20 protein-coding genes are annotated in these 17,815 nt (G+C 71.1%); 4 read left to right on the top strand and 16 right to left on the bottom strand.

Annotated elements, in window-relative coordinates; translation table 11 throughout:
- Positions 1–126: 126 nt before the first annotated feature.
- The 5 genes from KME66_RS33315 to KME66_RS33295 all read right to left on the bottom strand — a co-directional run bounded on the left by KME66_RS33315 (position 127) and on the right by KME66_RS33295 (position 6,014).
- Positions 127–1,728: a glycoside hydrolase family 13 protein gene (locus KME66_RS33315; RefSeq protein ID WP_073223918.1), complete on the bottom strand. Its 1,602-nt coding sequence runs from the start codon at positions 1,726–1,728 to the stop codon at positions 127–129.
- A 158-nt stretch (positions 1,729–1,886) separates the two neighbouring features.
- The gene (locus tag KME66_RS33310; RefSeq protein ID WP_216328889.1) at positions 1,887–2,840 is read right to left on the bottom strand and encodes a carbohydrate ABC transporter permease; all 954 of its coding nucleotides are present in this window, start codon (positions 2,838–2,840) and stop codon (positions 1,887–1,889) included.
- A gap of 17 nt (positions 2,841–2,857) precedes the next feature.
- The gene (locus KME66_RS33305; protein WP_216328887.1) at positions 2,858–3,826 is read right to left on the bottom strand and encodes a carbohydrate ABC transporter permease; all 969 of its coding nucleotides are present in this window, start codon (positions 3,824–3,826) and stop codon (positions 2,858–2,860) included.
- A 5-nt stretch (positions 3,827–3,831) separates the two neighbouring features.
- Positions 3,832–5,184, bottom strand: coding sequence for an ABC transporter substrate-binding protein (locus tag KME66_RS33300; protein ID WP_216328885.1), 1,353 nt, complete (start codon positions 5,182–5,184; stop codon positions 3,832–3,834).
- 671 nt (positions 5,185–5,855) lie between these two features.
- Positions 5,856–6,014: a hypothetical protein gene (locus KME66_RS33295; protein ID WP_178379059.1), complete on the bottom strand. Its 159-nt coding sequence runs from the start codon at positions 6,012–6,014 to the stop codon at positions 5,856–5,858.
- A gap of 272 nt (positions 6,015–6,286) precedes the next feature.
- On the opposite strand from KME66_RS33295, the gene KME66_RS33290 reads away from it, so the two are divergent.
- A complete protein-coding gene (locus KME66_RS33290; protein WP_216328883.1) occupies positions 6,287–6,433 on the top strand; it encodes a hypothetical protein in 147 nt (48 codons plus the stop codon).
- A 66-nt stretch (positions 6,434–6,499) separates the two neighbouring features.
- Here KME66_RS33290 and KME66_RS33285 read toward each other — a convergent pair whose 3' ends face one another.
- Positions 6,500–6,703 carry a hypothetical protein gene (locus KME66_RS33285; protein WP_073224164.1) on the bottom strand — a complete coding sequence of 68 codons (204 nt, stop codon included), beginning with the start codon at positions 6,701–6,703 and terminating at the stop codon, positions 6,500–6,502.
- A gap of 2 nt (positions 6,704–6,705) precedes the next feature.
- Complete coding sequence (locus tag KME66_RS33280) at positions 6,706–7,425, bottom strand: alpha/beta fold hydrolase (RefSeq protein ID WP_216328881.1); 720 nt, start codon at positions 7,423–7,425, stop codon at positions 6,706–6,708.
- A 203-nt stretch (positions 7,426–7,628) separates the two neighbouring features.
- Between KME66_RS33280 and KME66_RS33275 the strand changes: the two genes are divergently transcribed.
- Together KME66_RS33275 and KME66_RS33270 are read left to right on the top strand one after the other, a co-directional pair.
- A complete protein-coding gene (locus KME66_RS33275) occupies positions 7,629–9,671 on the top strand; it encodes a regulator (RefSeq protein ID WP_073223922.1) in 2,043 nt (680 codons plus the stop codon).
- 105 nt (positions 9,672–9,776) lie between these two features.
- Positions 9,777–10,280 carry a GNAT family N-acetyltransferase gene (locus KME66_RS33270; RefSeq protein ID WP_073223923.1) on the top strand — a complete coding sequence of 168 codons (504 nt, stop codon included), beginning with the start codon at positions 9,777–9,779 and terminating at the stop codon, positions 10,278–10,280.
- A gap of 291 nt (positions 10,281–10,571) precedes the next feature.
- Here the strand turns inward: KME66_RS33270 and KME66_RS33265 are convergent, their stop codons facing one another.
- Positions 10,572–11,366 carry a PepSY domain-containing protein gene (locus tag KME66_RS33265; protein ID WP_216328880.1) on the bottom strand — a complete coding sequence of 265 codons (795 nt, stop codon included), beginning with the start codon at positions 11,364–11,366 and terminating at the stop codon, positions 10,572–10,574.
- 199 nt (positions 11,367–11,565) lie between these two features.
- Here KME66_RS33265 and KME66_RS33260 point away from each other — a divergent pair, with 199 nt between their 5' ends.
- Positions 11,566–11,814 (top strand): DUF6296 family protein, encoded by a 249-nt coding sequence (locus KME66_RS33260; RefSeq protein WP_073224165.1) that lies wholly within the window; start codon positions 11,566–11,568, stop codon positions 11,812–11,814.
- 152 nt (positions 11,815–11,966) lie between these two features.
- Here the strand turns inward: KME66_RS33260 and lepB are convergent, their stop codons facing one another.
- From lepB to KME66_RS33220, 8 genes are all read right to left on the bottom strand, one after another.
- Positions 11,967–12,671 carry a signal peptidase I gene (lepB, locus tag KME66_RS33255; RefSeq protein WP_216328878.1) on the bottom strand — a complete coding sequence of 235 codons (705 nt, stop codon included), beginning with the start codon at positions 12,669–12,671 and terminating at the stop codon, positions 11,967–11,969.
- A 94-nt stretch (positions 12,672–12,765) separates the two neighbouring features.
- On the bottom strand, positions 12,766–13,056 hold the full coding sequence (locus tag KME66_RS33250) for a hypothetical protein (protein ID WP_030719604.1): 291 nt from the start codon (positions 13,054–13,056) through the stop codon (positions 12,766–12,768).
- A gap of 110 nt (positions 13,057–13,166) precedes the next feature.
- A complete protein-coding gene (locus KME66_RS33245; protein ID WP_216328876.1) occupies positions 13,167–13,676 on the bottom strand; it encodes a DUF664 domain-containing protein in 510 nt (169 codons plus the stop codon).
- Between the two features lie 230 nt (positions 13,677–13,906).
- Positions 13,907–14,944 (bottom strand): alpha/beta fold hydrolase, encoded by a 1,038-nt coding sequence (locus tag KME66_RS33240; protein WP_216328874.1) that lies wholly within the window; start codon positions 14,942–14,944, stop codon positions 13,907–13,909.
- Positions 14,945–15,128: 184 nt separating this feature from the next.
- A complete protein-coding gene (locus KME66_RS33235) occupies positions 15,129–15,362 on the bottom strand; it encodes a hypothetical protein (protein ID WP_073223928.1) in 234 nt (77 codons plus the stop codon).
- 6 nt (positions 15,363–15,368) lie between these two features.
- Complete coding sequence (locus KME66_RS33230) at positions 15,369–16,043, bottom strand: TNT domain-containing protein (RefSeq protein ID WP_216328873.1); 675 nt, start codon at positions 16,041–16,043, stop codon at positions 15,369–15,371.
- A gap of 185 nt (positions 16,044–16,228) precedes the next feature.
- Positions 16,229–16,744 (bottom strand): lytic polysaccharide monooxygenase auxiliary activity family 9 protein, encoded by a 516-nt coding sequence (locus KME66_RS33225; RefSeq protein WP_073223930.1) that lies wholly within the window; start codon positions 16,742–16,744, stop codon positions 16,229–16,231.
- 272 nt (positions 16,745–17,016) lie between these two features.
- Positions 17,017–17,721, bottom strand: a complete 705-nt coding sequence (locus tag KME66_RS33220; RefSeq protein ID WP_216328872.1) for a DUF4230 domain-containing protein — start codon at positions 17,719–17,721, stop codon at positions 17,017–17,019.
- Positions 17,722–17,815 lie beyond the last annotated feature (94 nt).

Raw genomic sequence — 17,815 nt, 5'->3', positions numbered from 1 at the left:
GCTTCGCCCGCCACGCCCCCATCGTCGGGGCGGGCGGGACTGGAGGCCTGAGTGCGGATACTCAGACCTCCTGGGCGATCGCCCCGCGGCGGCCGGGCTTCTGACCGGACGGTGCGGCGTACGGCGTCAGACGGCCAGCCACACCGCCGTGTCCCGGGGCAGTCGGCCCCCGGCGCCGAGGGGGCCGCTGGTGAGGAGGACCTCGGTGTGGGCGGGGAGCTCGGCGGGCTGTTCCGCGAGGTTGACGGCGCAGACGAGGCGCTCGCCCCGGGCGAACATGAGCAGGCCGGGTTCCTCGCTCAGCCAGCGCAGCGGCTCGGTGTGCAGTGCGGTCAGGGAGCGCCGTCGTCGCAGGGCCTCACGGTAGAGGGCCAGCATGGAGTGGGGGTCGCGCTCCTGGAGGTCGGCCGCGCGGGACGGCCAGTCGGCGGGCAGCGGCAGCCAGGGTTCCGCGGTGGAGCCGAAGCCCGCGAAGGGTTCACCGGCCGCCCAGGGCAGCGGGGTGCGGCAGCCGTCGCGGCCCGGGGCCCGCCCCTGGGAGCGGAAGTACATGGGGTCCTGGATACGGTCCAGCGGTACGTCGGCCTCGGGCAGGCCCAGTTCCTCGCCCTGGTAGAGGTAGACCGAGCCGGGCAGGGCGAGCGAGAGGAGGGCGGCTGCGCGGGCACGGCGGGTGCCGAGCTCCAGGTCGCTCGGGACGCCGAACGCCTTGGCCGTGAAGCTGAATCCGGTGTCCTCGCGGCCGTAGCGGGTGACGGTGCGGGTGATGTCGTGGTTGCAGAGGACCCAGGTGGCGGGGGCGCCGACGGGGGCGTGTTCGGCGAGGGTGTCGTCGATGGCGCGGCGCAGCAGTGCGGCGTCCCAGGGGCAGCTGAGGAAGGCGAAGTTGAAGGCGGTGTGCAGTTCGTCGGGGCGGAGGTAGCGGGCGAAGCGCTCCGCGTCGGGCAGCCAGACCTCGCCGACGAAGATGCCGTCGAACTCGTCGGCGATGGCGCGCCAGCTCCGGTAGATGCCGTGGAGCTCGTCCCGGTCGACGTACGGGTGGGGCCCCTGGTGTCCTTCGAGGTCGGGGAGGCCCGGGTCCTTGGCGACGAGCGCGGCGGAGTCGATGCGTACCCCGGCGACGCCCCTCTCGAACCAGAAGCGCAGGACGTCCTCGTGTTCCTGGCGTACGGCGGGGTGCGCCCAGTTGAGGTCGGGCTGTTCGGTGGCGAAGAGGTGGAGGTACCACTCGCCGTCCTCGACGCGGGTCCAGGGCACTCCCCCGAACTCGCTCTCCCAGTCGTTGGGGGGCAGTTCGCCGTGGGCGCCCCGGCCGGGACGGAAGTGGAAGAGTTCGCGCTCCGGGCTGCCGGGTCCCGCGGCGAGTGCCGCCTGGAACCAGACGTGCTGGTCGGAGACGTGGTTGGGGACGATGTCGATGATGGTGCGGATGCCTGCCTCACGGGCTTCGGCGATGAGCTTCTCGGCCTCGGCGAGGTTGCCGAAGGCGGGGTCGATGGCCCGGTAGTCGGCGACGTCGTATCCGCCGTCCGCCATCGGGGACAGGTACCAGGGGGTGAACCAGAGCGCGTCGACGCCGAGCTGGGCCAGGTAGGGCAGCCGGGACCGTACGCCCGTCAGATCGCCGGTGCCGTCCCCGTCGCCGTCGGCGAAGCTGCGGACGTAGACCTGGTAGATGACGGCCGAGCGCCACCAGTCGTCGGCGGCGAGCAGGCTGCCTTCCATAGGGCGGGTTCCTTTCGGGCGGGCGCGGTCGCCGGCGGGGTGGGCCGGTCCGCGCGGCAGGGAGGGGCGAGGGAGCTGGGGGCCGCCGCCGCCCCGGAGCGGGGCGGGATGGCCGGGGCGGCGGCGGGTCCGGGGGCGCGGTTGCGAGGGGGGGTGGGTCAGCCCTTCGTGCTGCCCGCGCTGATTCCGGCGATGATGTGCCGTTGGAAGACGAGGAACATCAGGACCATCGGGATGCTCGCGATGACCATGGCTGCGATGAGCACGGTCAGCGGGACGTTCTGCGAGAGCTGCACGAGGGCCACGCTGATGGGCTGCTTCTCGGTGTCGGAGAAGACCATCAGCGGCCACAGGAAGTCCTGCCACACGGCGACCAGCGCGAAGATCGACACGACGCCCAGGACGGGTCTCGACAGAGGCAGGACGATGGACCAGAGGGTGCGCAGTCTGCCCGCGCCGTCGATCTCGGCGGCTTCCAGGACGTCACGCGGGATCTGGTCGAAGAACCGTTTGAGCAGATAGAGGTTGAAGGCGTTCGCGACGGCCGGCAGCCAGATGGCCAGCGGGTCGTTGAGCAGGTTGACGTGGATCAGCGGCAGGTCGGCGATGGTGAGGTACTTCGGTACGACGAGGGCCTGCACCGGGACCATGAGGGTGGCGAGGATGCCGCCGAGGATCACGTTGCCGAAGGCCGGCCTGAGTTTGGACAGGGCGTAGGCGGCCGCGGTGCAGAAGACGATCTGCAGCACCCAGGCGCCGGTGGCCTGGACCACCGTGTTCCACAGGTGGGTCGGGAGCCGCATCAGGTCCCAGGCGTCGGTGTAGCCGCTGAGCTGCCACTGCTCGGGGACGAGGGTGGGTGGGGTGCGCACCACTTCCGCGGGCGGTTTCATCGCTCCCGTGACCATCCAGTAGACGGGGAAGAGGAACGCGAACGCGAAGAGCAGGACGACGAGGGTGAACACCGACCAGTACGTGACCTTGCCCCGGCGCCCGGCGAGCGCCAGCGGCGAGATGACGGTGCGTACGGAGCGGGCGGCCGGGGCGTCTGCGATCTTCTTGCCGCGGGGAGCGGGCGGCTTCTTTACCGGGGCCGGAGCTGTCCGGGTCATGGCGGGCGACGCTCCTCTCAGTCGGTGCGGGTGAGTCGCAGATACAGGGCGGAGAACGCGCTGAGCACCAGCAGGAGCATCACGCTGAGGGCGGACGCACCGCCGAAGTCGTTGTAGAGGAAGGCGTACTTGTAGATCAGGTAGAGCACCGTGACGGTGGAGTTCTCCGGTCCGCCGCCGGTGATGACGAAGGGTTCGGTGAACACCTGCATCGTCGCGATCACCTGAAGGAGCATCAGCATCAGGATGATGAAGCGGGTCTGCGGGATCGTGACGTGCAGGACGCGCTGCAGGACGGACGCGCCGTCGAGCTCGGCCGCCTCGTACAGTTCGCCGGGTATGCCCTGGAGGGCTGCGAGGTAGATGAGGACGGTGCCGCCCATGTTGGCCCAGGTGGCGACGATGACCAGCGAGACGAGCGCGGTGTCGGCGCCGTTGGTCCAGTTCGACGTGGGCAGGTGGAGGAAGCCGAGCACCTCGTTGGCCAGGCCCGCGCCCGGATCGTAGAACCACTTCCACAGCAGGGCGCTGACGACCGGCGGGATCATCACGGGGAGGTAGACGACGACCCGGAAGAACGCTTTGGCGTGCCGCAGTTCGTTGAGGACGAGCGCCATGACGAAGGGAATGGCGAACCCGATGACCAGGGCGAGCACCGTGAAGGTGAGCGTGTTGCGCCAGGCGGCGGTGAACTCGGGGTCCTGGAAGACCCGGGTGAAGTTCGCGGTGCCGACCCACTGGGGGTCGGAGCCGGGTGTGTACTTCTGGAACGCGATGATCACCGACCGGATCGCCGGGTACCACGAGAACAGGATGAAGCAGAGCAGCCCGCCGACCAGGAAGCCGTACGCGGTGGCCTGGTCGGCGATCTTCCGGCGCAGCGGTTCCCGGGGCCCGCGGCCCGCCGGGCGCGCGTCCCCCGGGGGATGCGTCGCACCGGCGGACCGCGGTCGTGCGGGCGCTGCGGCGTGGGAGGGGGTCTTCATGGCGTTCAGCCTCGGGCCAGGATTCCGTCGATCTTGGACTGGGCGTCCTTGAGCAGGGCGTCGATGTCCGCGTCCTTCTTCGTCAGGACGGCCGAGACGGCGCCGTCGAGAACCGCGTAGATCTGCTGGCCGTGCTTGGGCTCCAGTTTCATGTCGAGCTGCTGGCCGCCGTCGATGAAGGCCTGGTAGTTCTCGACCGGGACGTTGGCCGACGCCTTCTTCAGCTCCTGGTCCTCGGCGTCGGTGGCGCCGGTGAACAGCCGGGGCTCGGGCAGGCCCACCGGGGACTTGTCCGAAGCCGCCCGGGCGTAGTTGTTCATGTAGCCCTGGCCCGGAGTGAGGAAGGTCCACTCCAGCCACTTGAGGCCGGCCTTGATCTGCTCGGGGGTGGCCTTCTTGTTGAACATGTAGCCGTCGCCGCCCATGAGGGTGCCCTTGCCGCCGGGCATCGGGGCGAAGGCCAGGTCCTCGTACGAGCCGCCGGCTTCCTTGACGATGCGCGGCACGTTGTCGGGGGCGGCCAGATACATGCCGAGCTTGCCGGAGCCCATCATCTGGAGGGTGTCGTTGATGATGAGGAGCTGCTTGGCGCCCATGGAGTCGTCCCGCCAGCGCATGTCCTTGAGGTTCTGCAGGACGGCCTTGCCCTCGGGGGTGTCGACCGTGGCCTTCTTGCCGTCCTCGCTGACGACCGCGCCGCCCTGGGAGTAGATCGAGGCGGTGAAGTGCCAGCCGCCCTGGTTCTGCGCGCTGTACTCGGCGAAGCCCACGGTCCCGTCGCCGAGCGCGGCGATCTTCTTCGCCGCGGCCTGGACCTCGTCCCACGTGGTGGGCGGCTTGCTGGGGTCGAGTCCCGCCTTGGTGAAGAGCGGCTTGCTGTAGAGCAGGCCCATGGAGTAGTTCGTGCGCGGGATGCCGTAGATCTTGCCGTCGACGGTGTAGGCGTCGCGCAGGGGCTGGGCTATGTCCTTGTACGTCTTGAGGTCCTTGACGTACTCGGTGATGTCCGCGGCCTGGTTGATCGAGACGACGCGCTCGGTGTCGGTGAAGTACGTGTAGAAGACGTCCTCCATCTGACCGCCGGCGAGCTTCGCGTCGAAGGTCTTGGGGTCCTGGCACGGGAAGGCGTCGTGCGCGACGACGTCGATGTCGGGGTTCTGCTTCTCGAACGTCTTGACGTCCTCGTCGAACCGCTTGTGGTCGATCTTCGCACTCGGCTGGGGCCAGCAGTTGACCGTGATGCGCGTCTTGCCGTCCGCTTCGCTGTCGCCCTCGGAGTTGCAGGCGGCCAGGCCGGTGACGGCCAGTGCGGTGGCGATGGCGGCGGTGCAGGTACGACGAAGTGCGGAACTTCTCATCGGTGGACCCCTTTAGGGCAGGAGTGCGGGAAGCCGACAGCCCCGAGCTGCGCGGCGACCCACACTCAACCACCGCCGACGAATGTCCGCAAGATGTCGCGCGGGTTTCGTAATTCTTTGACAGAGACTGCCGGTGTGATGCCACGGCAATCGACGGAAGCGGTCGGATCGACGGCGGTTCCGGGGCAAGCGGGGGGCGGACGGGGGGCGGAGCCGGAGGTGACGCGGGACCCTGGGACGTTCGCGGCAGGCGACCCTCAGGTGACCACACGGACGCGGGTACGCGGACGCACGCCGACGGAAGCAGGCGATTCACGGAGTGGCCGTCCGCCCGCCCGAGCCGTGCGTGCTGGCGGGCGCGGGCGGCACAGCGATCGGGTTTCCGCCCCTCGGCGGCCGGCCGGGAGCGCTCTCCACGCGGTTGCGTGGACCGCTCACCGAGCTCGGCCGCCGGGGCGATCGCAGCGAGTGGCCGGGGGGCCGCGGCGGCAGTGGGCTCGTCCTTCCGGACGCCCGGCCTACCGCGGCCTCACCCACGCCCACCGGCGACGGTTCTTCAGCAAACCATCGCGTCGCGAACGCAAGAATATGGCAATAGTTGCAGGACGTTTATCGTCCCGTGATGGACATGGCCGCCCTGGGGCGGCTGCGACCGGGGGTCCAGGTCGCCGTCAGCGGGCTGCGGCCGCGCGTACGGTGCCGAAGTCGAGGGCACGGTCGGCCTCACGCAGGACCTCCTCGGCCACCCGGCGCACTTCGGCGGGTACGTCGCCCTGCTCCTCCACGAGGCCGGCGTAGATCGGTGCTTCGGTGCTGTCTGCGGAACTCATACGGTGTGTTTCCCCGTCGCTCGGGTGCGGAACGCCTCCGCCGGTCGGCGGAGGCGGGGGCGAGTGTACGTGGTGGGCGGCTGCGGTCGCGATTCCGTTCCGGCGAGCGGACCCCGCCGCACCTGCTGGAACAGCGGTGCGCACGGCCCCGAAGGGCGTCGGAGAGATCTCCGTCACGGCCTGCGGAGGGCTCTCCGACGACCGCGGCGGGCGCGCCGGGCCGTCGGCCGGGTGGGGCGGTCGGCTGTCGTCGGCCCGGTGCCGTCGGTGAGATGGCGTCGGTGGTCATGCTGGGCCGTCAGGCGGTCGACGGCCGGGATGCCGCCCTGGCCGGGGCGCCGGTGGTGGTCGCGCTCGGGGTGCCGCCCTGTTCGGGAACGTGTGGCGGGGAGGCCGAACCGGGTCCCTCCGGTGCCTGACCGTCGGGCAGCCACCCGACCGCGGCTCAGGACGGCGGGCGGCGTGCGACAGGCCGCGGACCAGGCTCACGTGCGGCGGCGTCGGGCCTCGGGCAGGGGGCGATGCCCCTCGGTCCACTCGTTGACCCAGCCGCAGCCCGAGCAGGCGTACCGCCCGTCGAGGCCCGCGATCAGGGTGCCGCACCGGGCGCAACCGATGTAAGTGATCTCCGGGTGCTCCGTGGCCCCCTCTTCCGGTGGACGCCGCTCCGGGCGTGACGAGGCGGCCATGGTCATGTGCCCGATCCTGCCGGGTCCGACTCCGCCGCGTCGAGCAGGATCCGGGCGAGCTCACGCGGCTGCGAGAACATCGGCCAGTGGCCGGTGTCCATCGTGACCAGCCGCCAGCGCTCGCTCGTCAGCAGCTCGGCCACCTCCATGCTCGGCTCGGGCCAGTCCAGCAGACACTTGACGTACGTCGCGGGCAGCAGCCCCAACGGACGTTCCAGGACGGCGGGATCCGTGAGGGTGGCACCGGGGTGGGGGGTCGAGCCGCCGATGAACCGGGCGATCTGCTCGTCGGTGAGGCCCTGGTCCGCGCAGTCGGCGACGGCCGGCGGCGGCCAGAAGTTCTCGTTGGCGGCGATCGCGGCCTCCACGCCGGCCCGGCCGTCCGGCCAGCCGGTGACGAACGACTCCCCGTCGACCGGGACGTTGGAATCGACGAAGACCACACGGGCGAGCCGGTCGCCGATCCGCTCGGCCGCCTGTCCGACCGGGATACCCGCGTAGCTGTGGCCGACGAGCACCACATCGCGCAGGTCGAGGCGCTCGACCTCGTCGACGATGTCCTGGACGTGCCTCTGCAGCCCCGCCGCCACGCCCTGCTTCTCGGCGAGCCCCGACAACGTCAACGGGTGGACCCCGTGACCTGCCGCGCGCAGGTCGGGCTCCACGTCGCGCCATGCCCACGAACCGAGCCAGGCCCCTGCCACGAGGATGAATTGCGTCATGCCAGCAACGTAGCGCAGGGGTCTGACAACGCCCCTCGGTCGCCCCGCGCCCCGGGTTCCTCAGCGCTTCACCGGGCGCGTGAGCCGCGAGAAGTTCGATCGATGTCGCTCAACGATCGCAAGGGAAGCATTGTCGGCCGTTTCTGACTGTTTTTCGCTATGAACGGAGGCGGTGGGTCCCGGCGAGGCAGGATGTCCCCGTGATGGGCAACCTTCCCGCCGTGACGACCAGTTTCGTGGGCCGCACCAGCGAACTGGGCAGCATCGAACGGGCACTTCGCGATCATCGGCTGGTCACGCTCACCGGTAGTGGCGGGGTCGGCAAGAGCCGTCTGGCCCTCCGCGCCGCCGAGCGTGCCCGAGGCCGGTACGCCGACGGTGTCTGGTGGGCCGACCTGTCCCATCTCCACGACGACCAGCTGCTCGCCACGACGGTCTGCGACGGCGTCGGGCTCCTGGACCACAGTCCGCGCCGACCGGTGGCCGCGCTCGGCGCATGGCTTTCCGGGAAGGAGCTGCTGCTCGTCCTCGACTGCTGCGAGCGGATCGTCGGCCCCTGCGGCCGGCTCGTCACCGAACTGCTCACCGCGGCACCGGGGCTGACGGTGGTCGCCACCAGCCGGGAGCCGCTGGGCGCGGCGGGCGAGATGTGCGTCGAGGTTCCCCCGCTGTCCACGGGCGACGACGGGGACGAGGCCGTCCGGCTCTTCCGCGAGCGCGCGGCCGCCGTCGCCCCGGGTCGCTCGCTCGACGACCCCGTGAGCGCGGCCGCCGTCGCCGAGATCTGCCGCCGCCTCGACGGCATACCGCTCGCCGTCGAACTGGCCTGTGCCCAACTCCGCGAGAGCAGCGCGCAGGAGATCACCGGGCGGCTGGCCTCCCGGACGGAGGACCTCAGCGACGACACGGTCTGGCCGCGCCGCCACCGGGCCCTGCGCACCACCATCGGCTGGAGCCACGAGCTCTGCGCCCCGCTGGAGCGGCTGCTGTGGGCGCGGCTCTCCGTCTTCCGGGGCGTCATCACGACGCCGGACGCGGAGGCGGTGTGCGCGGGCGGGCCGCTGGACGCCGGGGCCGTCGCGCCCGCCCTGGAACGCCTGGCCGACCAGTCCGTGCTCCGGCGGACCGGGAAGGGCTACCGGATGCTGGACACGCTCCGCGAGTACGGGGCGATGTGGCTGGCCGAGCTGGCGGAGGACACGCTCCTCGCCGACCGGCACGCCCGGCACTTCGCCCATGTGGCCGTCCAGGCGTACGCGGGGTGGCTCGGGCCCTCGCAGGTCCTCTGGTACCACCGGATCGCCGACACCCACGCGGACCTGTGCGCGGCCCTGGACCATCTGCTGGCCGAGGACCCGGAGATGGCGATGGAGATGGCCGGGTGCGCCGGTCTCTTCTGGAGCTGCTGCGGCTATCTGCACCAGGCCCGTGCGTACCTGGAACGGGTGCTCGCCCTGCCGCTCTCCACCGGTGCGCACCGCACCCGTGCCCTCTGGGCCCTGGGGATCACGCTGACACTCCAGGGCGACCACGAGGCGGCCCGCCGCACCGGCGAGGAGTGCGAGCAGGCGGCCCGCCGGGAGCAGGCCCCGGAGCCGGTGCTCCTCGCCGCCCACTCCGTGAGCTTCACGTATCTGATGATGGGCCGGCCGCTCACGGCGTACACGGTCAGCGACCGCGCCCTGGCGGACCACCCGGGGGACCCGGCCGACGCGCCCTCGCAGCTGCGCTGCCGGGTGATACGCCTGTTCGCCCTGTCCGCGCTCGGCCGGCTCGACGAGGCGTACGAGGAGGCCATGGGGCTCCAGCGGCTCAGCCTGCGGTTCGGCGAGCACTGGGCACGGGCGTACGCCGATCATCAGCTCGCCCTCATCCACCTGCTCCAGGGCCGTCCCCGTCACGCGGAGAGCCATGCGCGCGCGATGCTCGCGAGCAAGCACGAGCTGCATGACAGCCTCGGCATAGCGCTCGGCCTCGACCTGCTCGCCGGGGCCATCGCCGCCCAGGGCAACGGGGTGGCCGCGGCCAGGGCATCGGGGACGGGGCACGCCTACTGGCGCATGATCGGCCACCCGCACCGGGGGACCCCGGAGCTCGGGGCGATCCGCGAGCAGTGGGAGCTGAGGGCCCGCCAGGCGGCGGGTGACTCGGCGTACGAACGGGCCTACCGGCGCGCCTCGGCCGACGACGCCGAACGCGGCCTGGCCCTCGCGCTGGAGCGTGGGAACCCGGGCCAGGGGGCGTGAATCCCCCCCGGCACCCGTGGGGGGCGTGGGACGTCGGACTGTTGCCCGCGCACCGGCGGCGCATCGCCCCGACACCTGTGGGGAACCTGGGCTTAGCATCCGGGTATGACGTCGATCAGCCGACTCCGCCCCGACCACGCCGAGGCTCTGCTCGCCTTCGAGCGGGAGAACCGGAGCTACTTCGCCGCGTCCATCACCGACCGGGGCGACGCCTATTTCGCCGAGTTCGCCGAACGCCATCGCCTTCTGCTCGCCGAACAGGAGGCGGGGCTGCACCACCTCCACCTCATCGAGGACGCCGACGGCGGCGTCCTCGGACGGATCAACCTCGTCGAGGTGCGGGACGGCTCGGCCGAGCTGGGTTACCGGATAGCGGAGAAGGCCGCGGGCCAGGGGCTGGCCACCTGGGCGGTTCAGCGGATCTGTGTGCTGGCGGTCGAGGAGTACAAGCTCACCTCACTGCGCGCCGAAACGACGCTGGACAACACGGGCTCCCGTGCGGTGCTGGCCCGTTCGGGGTTCGAGCCGCTGGAGGACCTCATGTTCGGCGACCGCCCCGGGCGGCGGTACGTCCTGGACCTGAGCGAGGGCGCTCCCCCGGCCCACTGACCGCATCCGCGACACCGGCGACTTGCCCGGCCACAGGCAGCTCGCCGCGGCGACCCCCTCCGGCGGGTGGCCCCGCGGCCGGCAGGCGGTCCCTGGCCGTCTCCCTCACCTCCAGGTGAACCGAGCGACGGACCCGCGGTTGCCTGTCACTCTCCGCAAGCTCCAGGAGGACTTCGTCTGCCGGCTGCTGGACCGCCGGTGGCGGTAGTGGCGCGTATGAGGCGTGCGGACCGCAGGAAGGGGTACGCCGGGTGTCCGGCGTACCCCTTCGCGCTGCGTGGGACAGCGGGATCAGTCCTCGTCCGTCTCCTCGCGGACGATGGTGTCGTTCTTGGCGTCCACGTCGAAGGTGGTCCTCTTCCAGTCGGAACCGACCACGTCGACCTTCCAGACCACGCCGTCCCCGTCGTTGTCGTCCTTGTCCTCAAGGCTGACGGAGGTGACCGTTCCCTTCTTCTTCTCGGTGGCGACCTTGGCCGCCTGCTGCGGTGTCTGGGTGGCCTGGGCGAGCCGGTCGGCCGTCTGCTTCTTGTCGTCCGCGTCCTGGTCCGTGTCGACACGGGCTTCGATCACCTTGCCGTCGACCGCGTTGATCCGGACGGTGTGGATCGTGCCGTCCTTCTCCGCGACGTGCGCGTCCCAGACCGGGCCGTCGGCGCCGGGGCTCGCGCTCGGGCTGCCGGTTCCGGTCGGACTCGGGGAGCCGGTCGGGCTGGGCGATCCCGAGGGGCTGCCGGTCGTGGTGGGGCTGGGGCTCCGGTCGTCGTCGTCCACACCCTCCAGGTCCAGGTCGACGAGCTTGCTCCCGGCGACCTCACCGGTGGCGGTGGTGGCCGCGTCGTCGAAGGTGACCTTCGTGGCGTCGAGCACCTCCTTGCGTTCCTGCTGCTCCTGGGTCAGCTGTGCGGTGGCCGACGGCGTCGTCGTCTGCTGCTGCGGGACGACCTTCGCCGCCTCGGAGGTGGCCGCGCCGGTCGCGCTGTCCGAGCTCTGACCGCATCCGGTCATCAGGAGGGCCGTGGCCGCGGCCAGGGACAGGGCGCCGACCGCCTTGAGATTGCGGGAACGGGAGGAGGCACTGTTCATGCGTCGTGGCTCAAGTGTCATGCCCGCATGCCTAGCCCTCCCGGCCTGCGGTCATGTTGTTCTGCCGGAGGGAGTCACCCGATCGACCGGGCGGCTCCGCCCGTTGGCCGTCGCTCCCCGGGCGGGGCACGCCGGGGTGCGAAACAATGGCGGCAGGGCCGTATTCTCCGCGCACGGCCGGGAGGCCGTCATGAATCAGATGGTGCACACCGAGCGTTACGAGCTGATCTTCCAGATGTCCGGCGCCGCGGACGACGTGGTAGCCGTCCGGCTGACCGACCGGCTGGGGGCCGGTGGGTTCCCGGTGTACGAGGACGAGACGGGGATCGTCCGTGCCGAGATCAGCGACCGGGGCGAGGTCCGCATGCTCGCCAGCGGCGGTCACCAGGTTCCGGGCACTCCCCTGCTGGCCCGCCCCCTGAGCGAGGACGGGCCCGGCACGCGTTGACCGGCCCCTCGGGGCGGCGGGCGCGGGGCCGTGGTCCGCGGGGGCCTGCCCCCGTCCGCCGGGGAGGCGGTGGCGTTCGTCCGCGCCGGCATTTCCCCGCGGGCGGTGTAGACGCCCTGGCAGCGCCGGTACGTTCGCGACGTCACGCCCCGCTAGGGCTTGTCGGGCACGTTCTTGAAGGTCTCGGGCACCGGCAGGGTGGCCCAGCGGCCGATCGGCCAGGCGACGACGACGGCCCGGCCGACGACCTCGTCGACCGGCACCATCCCATCGTTCGGGTCGTCCCTGTGGTAGCGGGAGTCGGCGGACTCCTGACGGTGGTCTCCCATCACCCAGACCTTGCCGTCGGGCACGGTGACCTTGAACTGGCCCCCGTCCGCGTCGTTGCTGCAGGGGGTGTTGCCGGGGAAGACGTACGGCTCGTCCAGGGCGGTGCCGTTCACCTTCACCGGTCCGTCGCCCACGCACTCCACGGTGTCGCCGCCGACGCCGATGACCCGCTTGATGAGGTCCTTCTCCTCGGCGGAGGGCATCACACCGACGAAGGTCAGCACCTTCTGCAGGGTGTTGGGCTCGTCCACGGGCGTGTCCGCGAGCCAGTCGGCCGGGTCGTGGAAGACGATCACCTCGCCGCGTTCCGGCTCCGAGCCGAACCAGGGGGTCAGTTTGTCGACCAGAACCCGGTCGCCCCGCTGGAGGGTGTTCTGCATCGAGTCCGAGGGGATCGAGAAGGCCTGCAGCAGGAACGTCTTGATGAGCAGGGCCAGTACCAGGGCCATGACGAGAAGGAGCGGCAGCTCCACCCAGAACGGCCGCTTCTTCCGCGACCTCGAACTCCGCGCTCCCGCACGCCCCATGCCACCGCTCCTCGCCCCGCGAACCGCCTCTGCCCGTCCCTCCGGGGACGGGTCCGGTGATCCACTCTATGGGGCGTGGGGAGCTGTGACAGGGCTATGCGGGTTCCGCGCCGACCGGCGGGACTCTCGCTCCCTCTCCCGCGCGCACGGCTTCGACGACGCTCTGGTGGAAGGTCCGGCTCTCCTCCTCCGAGGGGCAAGGCACAGGGCTGCCCACGAGGGTGAACCAGTCGGAGGAACCGCTGTACTGCACGGCCACCGACGCCTGGCCGTCGAACCACGTCGTATGCACCGTGAGATCGCCGCTGAGGATGCCCGCTTCTTCGGTGCGCACCCCGCCGGTGCCCGTGTACACCCCGCTGGTCGTCCAGGATGCCCAGCTCATGATGGTCACCTTTCGGACGATGACACTGCCTGTCCGGCCGATTTCTTCCGAGTATGGCACCGCCGGTGGGACTGTGCACGAATGGGTGACGACAGCACCTGACCTCGGGTTCAGGCCCTCCCCAGCACTCCGCGGACGAACGCGGCCTGGCCGGCGTGCTGGAGATCCTCGGCGATGACGCTGATCAGCCGGACACCCAGAGTCACCGGCGGCGACCAGCCCGCGTCGACGATCCGGTCGAGGGCGTGGCCTTCCAGTCCCGCGACGAAGTCGAGCGTCCGCTCCTGTACGGCGTCGAAGTAGCCGAGGAGGGGCTCGGCGGAGGGCACGCGCACGGCGGCGACCTCGTCGCTGCTGTGCCCGTAGCCGGTGTCCGTGGCGTCGAGGGGGAGTCGGAAGCGGTCGGCCCAGCCTTCGGTGAGCCAGACCTGTGCGGTGCCGGAAGCGTCGGCGATGTGGTCGTCCTGGATGCGGGTGAGATGCCAGACGAGCCAGGAGATGGAGTTGGCGTCGTCGTCGAGCCGGGCGTTGAGCTCGTCGGGCTCCAGCCCGTCGACCGCCGCGTGGACGGCTTCCCCGATCCGGTCGAACGCTTCGGCCAGCATGGCTGCGGTGTTCATCCGCCCACTTTCGCCCACCGGGCGCCGGGGGCCCGGGATGCGACACACCACCTGGACGACCGGCTCCCGGTGCGGAGCGGCACGCGGGATGCCGGTCCCCATCGGCGCGAGGCTCCCGGAGGCCCCCATCCCGCTGGCCCACGCTGTGCGGCCGGGAGCTGACGGGGTTCCGCGAGGGAATGGCGTACGGCACGTCCAGCTGAGGCGACGGCGTGCCGTACGGGAGGCCGTCAGCGCTTTCCGCGCACTTCGTGCAGCCACTCGGTCAGCAGGCGGTTGACCTCGTCGGGGCGTTCCTGCTGGATCCAGTGTCCGCAGCCTTCGAGGATGTGTGCGGCGGACAGGGCGGGGAGGGTCTTCGGGTAGGCGTCGATGGCGTCGGACATCCAGGTGGTGGAGGCGTCGAGGGAGCCGCCGATGAAGATCGAGGGCCGGGTGACGGGGGTGCCGTCCCAGGCGGCGAGGTCCTCCCAGTCCCGGTCGACGTTGCGGTAGCGGTTGAGCGCGCCGGTCAGGCCGGTCCGCTCGAACTCCTCGGTGTAGACATCGAGGTCGCGCTCGCCGAGCCAGCCGGGAAGCCGTCCGGTGGGGAACCGGTCGGCCATGCGCGCACCCGGCGGTACGAAGAAGAGGGCGCCGTGATCGGCGGGGGTGAGGATGCCGCCGGTCAGGCCCGCGTAGAAACCGGCGAGCCAGCCGCGTACGTCCGGTTCGATCTCCGCCTCGGCGCGGCCGGGCGTCTGGAAGTAGCTGACGTAGAACTCCTCCTCTCCGCCGATGGACGCAAAGCCGTCGGTGGGGCGGGGGCCTCCACGAGGCGCGTAGGGGACGCTCAGGAGGCCGACGGCGGTGAAGACGTCCGGCCTCAGCAGTGCGCTGTTCGCGGCGATGGGGGAACCCCAGTCGTGTCCGACGACGGCCGCGGTCTCCTCGCCGAGTGCGTGGACGACGCCGACGTTGTCGGCGACGTGGGCGAGCATGCGGTAGGCGTCGGTGGCGGCGGGGGCGAAGGAGCGGCCGTAGCCCCGTACGTCGATGGCGACCGCCCGGTATCCGGCGGCGGCCAGCGCGGGGATCTGGTGACGCCAGGAGTACCAGGACTCGGGGAAACCGTGGACGAGCAGTACGAGGGGCCCCGTGCCCTGTTCGACGCAGTGGATGCGGCCGCCGGGGACATCGACGGTCCGGTGTGTCGCGCCGGGAAGCACGGCGCTGGGGCGGGTGACACGGTCCCCGGACGGCGTGGGCAGGGGGGTGGGCTGCGGCATGGCTGCTCCTCTGCGCCCCGGGGGGCCGGGGCGGTCGTGACGCTGTGGCGGGCGGCCGGGCCGAGGAGCCCGGCCGCCGGTCACGATGATTCGGCGGCTGTGGCCGCCCCGACAAGGATATTTGCCGTTTCAGCAAAGCAGCGGGGCAAAGGGCCCGATGCGGCGGACCACCGGGCGCGCGGGTTCAGACGAGCAGGCTCAGCAGATGGGCGCAGGCGGTGGCCTCGTCCGGGTGGCGGGCGATGACCTCGTGCGTTCCGCGTTCGAACGCCCCCGTCTCCCAGCCGCCGTCCCCGCTCCGCCGGACGAAGAGGAAGTCCGGCGGCGTGGGAACGGGCTCGTGGACGCCCTCGATGCGGTAGTAGCCGCCGGGGATCCGTTCGTGGACGAGTGCGGCGTGCAGGGCCCGGCGGTCCATACCGGGTTACGCGTCCGTGGACGTCAGGTAGGCGTTGTCCAGCAGCCACTTCACGTTGAGCCGCTGCCCCTCGCCCGGGTCGAGGAACACGGCGTCGAGCTTGATCTGCTGTCCGCCGCCGGGCTGCTCGAACCACGGGGCGATGGAGCCCTGCCAGACCCAGAAGGGCTTGGCGACCTTGTAGACGCGGTAGTCGCACGGGGTGCCCGCGTCGCGGGTGTTGAGGTTCTGCGGGGGCAGGGCGCGTTCGGCGTAGGCGTCCCCCGCCGGGGCCAGGTAGCCGCCGTACTCCGAGCCGAAGCGGTCCAGGCGCTGGCCGGCGCGCAGCTTGACCGGCTCCTTGTCGATCTCGCCGTTCACCTCGGCGAAACCGTCGTTGGGCGGGTACTTCCAGCTGCCGGTGTCCGCGGGGCCTTCCCAGTACTTCTTCAGGAAGTCCTTCGGGGCGAGGTCTCCGGTACGCCGGTAGCCGTTCAGGAGCGGGCCGACCGGGGCGAGCCGCTTGTTCGGCAGCCACTTGGGGCCGAGGCGGGCGTCGCCGCGGAACTCTCCGGTGCACTGGTCGTGGCGTTCGGCGGCGGGAGCGGGCCGACCGGGGCCCGGCTCGGCACTCGCCGTCGGGGCGGTGATCAGTCCGGCGGTGATGCCGAGCGCGGCGAGTGCGGTACGCATACGGTTCATTCAGGAGTCCCCTTGAGCACTGACGATCCATCAGGACAGCTAACGTAGGGTAACCGCTCGGACACTTCGGGGTTTCGCGCCATGCCGCTTTCCGGCCGGCCGGAACAGCAGCACGCCCCGGGCGCGACGGTGCGCGTCCGGGGCGTGGCGGGCGGCCGGGTGTGCACCCCCGGCCGGTGCGACCGCTATCCGACGTTGACGTCGATGCAGGCGTAGAACGCGTTGGCGGTGTCCGCGATGTTCCAGACGGCCAGGACCTTCTGCCGGCCGGTCTTGTCGCCGAAGTCGACCTGGTGGGTCACGGTCGCGCCGGGCTGCGCACCGCCGTCGTCGAATTCGGCGATCTTCTCGCCGCCCGCGAAGTACTGCCAGGTGCTGGTCGCGTGGCGGGCGGTGAGCTTCCACTCGAACTGCTGGGAACGGTTCACCGGAGTGACGGTCCAGCCCTTGGAGTCGTCGTCCAGCTCGGCGAAGCCGCTGTTGCCGCCGCTGCAGCTGGTGAGCCCCTTGGGGCCCTCGACGCTCTGCGGTTCGTACGTGATCGCCCCGCAGCTGACCGTCCCCGCGGCGCACTGGGCCTGACGGCTCGGCGGGTTGGAGATGTAGCCGTGGGCACTGGCGGAGCTCGCCGGGAGGCTCAGGGCGAGAATCGGGGCGAGTGCGGCGCCGAGGGCGAGGGCGGTCTTCCTTTTCGCGTGCATGCTTCTCCTTCACATGAGACCGCACCGCGCGGTGGCGGACCGTGGGGGGTCCGGCTTCGGCGGCAGGGCCTCGCGAGTGTGGGGCCAAGAGGCGCGAAGGCCGCAAGTCCCTTGCCGGACAGGCCTGGTGACAGGCTTCCGGAAAGGCCTTGCACTTGGACCAGACCATACCCACCGGCGCGTGCACGTCAAGGGTGGCGCCCGATGGGCGGCCTCCCCGCGAACCGTGAGGGCGGTCGCCCGCGCTGCGAGCAGCCGCCCCGCCGACGTGATCACCCCTGGTCGTCGCCGTAGTGGACCGTGACGCGCTCGAAGCCGAGGGAGCCGAGCAGCCCCTTCAGCATGTCGGCGGTGTTCTTCTCCGCCCGCGCGGTCAGTCCGCTCTCCTTCGCCGCTTCCGCGATGTGCCGGACGGCGAGCTTGTTGACCGCTTGCTCACTGGAGGGGTTGTCGGAGAAGAGGTCGCCCAGCCGGTCGAGGAGACCGCGCTGCTTGGACACCGCGTAGGACCGGTCCGGATCGAGGGCGGGATCTCCCAGTACAGCCCGGGGCAGCCGGATGTCGGCCGTGGTGCGGTCCTCGTCGACCACGACACCGCCTTCGGTGACCTTGCCGAGGTCGACGGAGGCGTCGACCGTGCCTGCCCCGACGAAGAGGGTGCGGGTGCCGCGCAGGACATCGGGGACGAACTTCGTGTCCTTCTCCAGGTCGACGACCACCTGGAAGTTGCCCGAGGCGGCCTTGTAGGAGCTCATGTCCTGGATGGACTTGAGCACGGCCGGACCCGACCGGTCACGCGTCTCCTCGCCGAAGAAGTCGTCGAGCCCCGGCAGCAGGCTGAGCCGGCTGCCGGCGAACAGCAGGGCCAGCACGGCCGCGGCTGCGCCGAGGACTTTCAGCCATCCTCGCGAGGTGGGCGCGGTGCGCTTCGGGTCGCCGTGCGGCGCGGGCTCTGTGGTTACGTCGCTGGACGTCATGGTATCCATGTGACCGCATCCGGCTCTTTCAGTCCGCCTGCCGTCACCTCTCCCCGAACTCCCGCACAAAATAGGCTTGTTCCGGTACGAAGCG

Source organism: Streptomyces sp. YPW6, from assembly GCF_018866325.1.
Taxonomy (GTDB): Bacteria; Actinomycetota; Actinomycetes; order Streptomycetales; family Streptomycetaceae; genus Streptomyces.
This window is presented reverse-complemented; position numbering and strand designations above follow the sequence as displayed.

Coding starts and splice junctions, on each gene's coding strand:
- KME66_RS33265 (WP_216328880.1), bottom strand. CDS start 11,366: ATGAACAGTGCCTCCTCCCGTTCCCGCAATCTCAAGGCGGTCGGCGCC.
- KME66_RS33220 (WP_216328872.1), bottom strand. CDS start 17,721: ATGACGTCCAGCGACGTAACCACAGAGCCCGCGCCGCACGGCGACCCG.
- KME66_RS33295 (WP_178379059.1), bottom strand. CDS start 6,014: ATGAGTTCCGCAGACAGCACCGAAGCACCGATCTACGCCGGCCTCGTG.
- KME66_RS33315 (WP_073223918.1), bottom strand. CDS start 1,728: ATGGAAGGCAGCCTGCTCGCCGCCGACGACTGGTGGCGCTCGGCCGTC.
- KME66_RS33225 (WP_073223930.1), bottom strand. CDS start 16,744: ATGCACGCGAAAAGGAAGACCGCCCTCGCCCTCGGCGCCGCACTCGCC.
- KME66_RS33290 (WP_216328883.1), top strand. CDS start 6,287: ATGGCGTCGGTGGTCATGCTGGGCCGTCAGGCGGTCGACGGCCGGGAT.
- KME66_RS33250 (WP_030719604.1), bottom strand. CDS start 13,056: ATGAGCTGGGCATCCTGGACGACCAGCGGGGTGTACACGGGCACCGGC.
- KME66_RS33310 (WP_216328889.1), bottom strand. CDS start 2,840: ATGACCCGGACAGCTCCGGCCCCGGTAAAGAAGCCGCCCGCTCCCCGC.
- KME66_RS33245 (WP_216328876.1), bottom strand. CDS start 13,676: ATGAACACCGCAGCCATGCTGGCCGAAGCGTTCGACCGGATCGGGGAA.
- lepB (WP_216328878.1), bottom strand. CDS start 12,671: ATGGGGCGTGCGGGAGCGCGGAGTTCGAGGTCGCGGAAGAAGCGGCCG.
- KME66_RS33260 (WP_073224165.1), top strand. CDS start 11,566: ATGGTGCACACCGAGCGTTACGAGCTGATCTTCCAGATGTCCGGCGCC.
- KME66_RS33270 (WP_073223923.1), top strand. CDS start 9,777: ATGACGTCGATCAGCCGACTCCGCCCCGACCACGCCGAGGCTCTGCTC.
- KME66_RS33285 (WP_073224164.1), bottom strand. CDS start 6,703: ATGGCCGCCTCGTCACGCCCGGAGCGGCGTCCACCGGAAGAGGGGGCC.
- KME66_RS33230 (WP_216328873.1), bottom strand. CDS start 16,043: ATGAACCGTATGCGTACCGCACTCGCCGCGCTCGGCATCACCGCCGGA.
- KME66_RS33280 (WP_216328881.1), bottom strand. CDS start 7,425: ATGACGCAATTCATCCTCGTGGCAGGGGCCTGGCTCGGTTCGTGGGCA.
- KME66_RS33300 (WP_216328885.1), bottom strand. CDS start 5,184: ATGAGAAGTTCCGCACTTCGTCGTACCTGCACCGCCGCCATCGCCACC.
- KME66_RS33240 (WP_216328874.1), bottom strand. CDS start 14,944: ATGCCGCAGCCCACCCCCCTGCCCACGCCGTCCGGGGACCGTGTCACC.
- KME66_RS33235 (WP_073223928.1), bottom strand. CDS start 15,362: ATGGACCGCCGGGCCCTGCACGCCGCACTCGTCCACGAACGGATCCCC.
- KME66_RS33275 (WP_073223922.1), top strand. CDS start 7,629: ATGGGCAACCTTCCCGCCGTGACGACCAGTTTCGTGGGCCGCACCAGC.
- KME66_RS33305 (WP_216328887.1), bottom strand. CDS start 3,826: ATGAAGACCCCCTCCCACGCCGCAGCGCCCGCACGACCGCGGTCCGCC.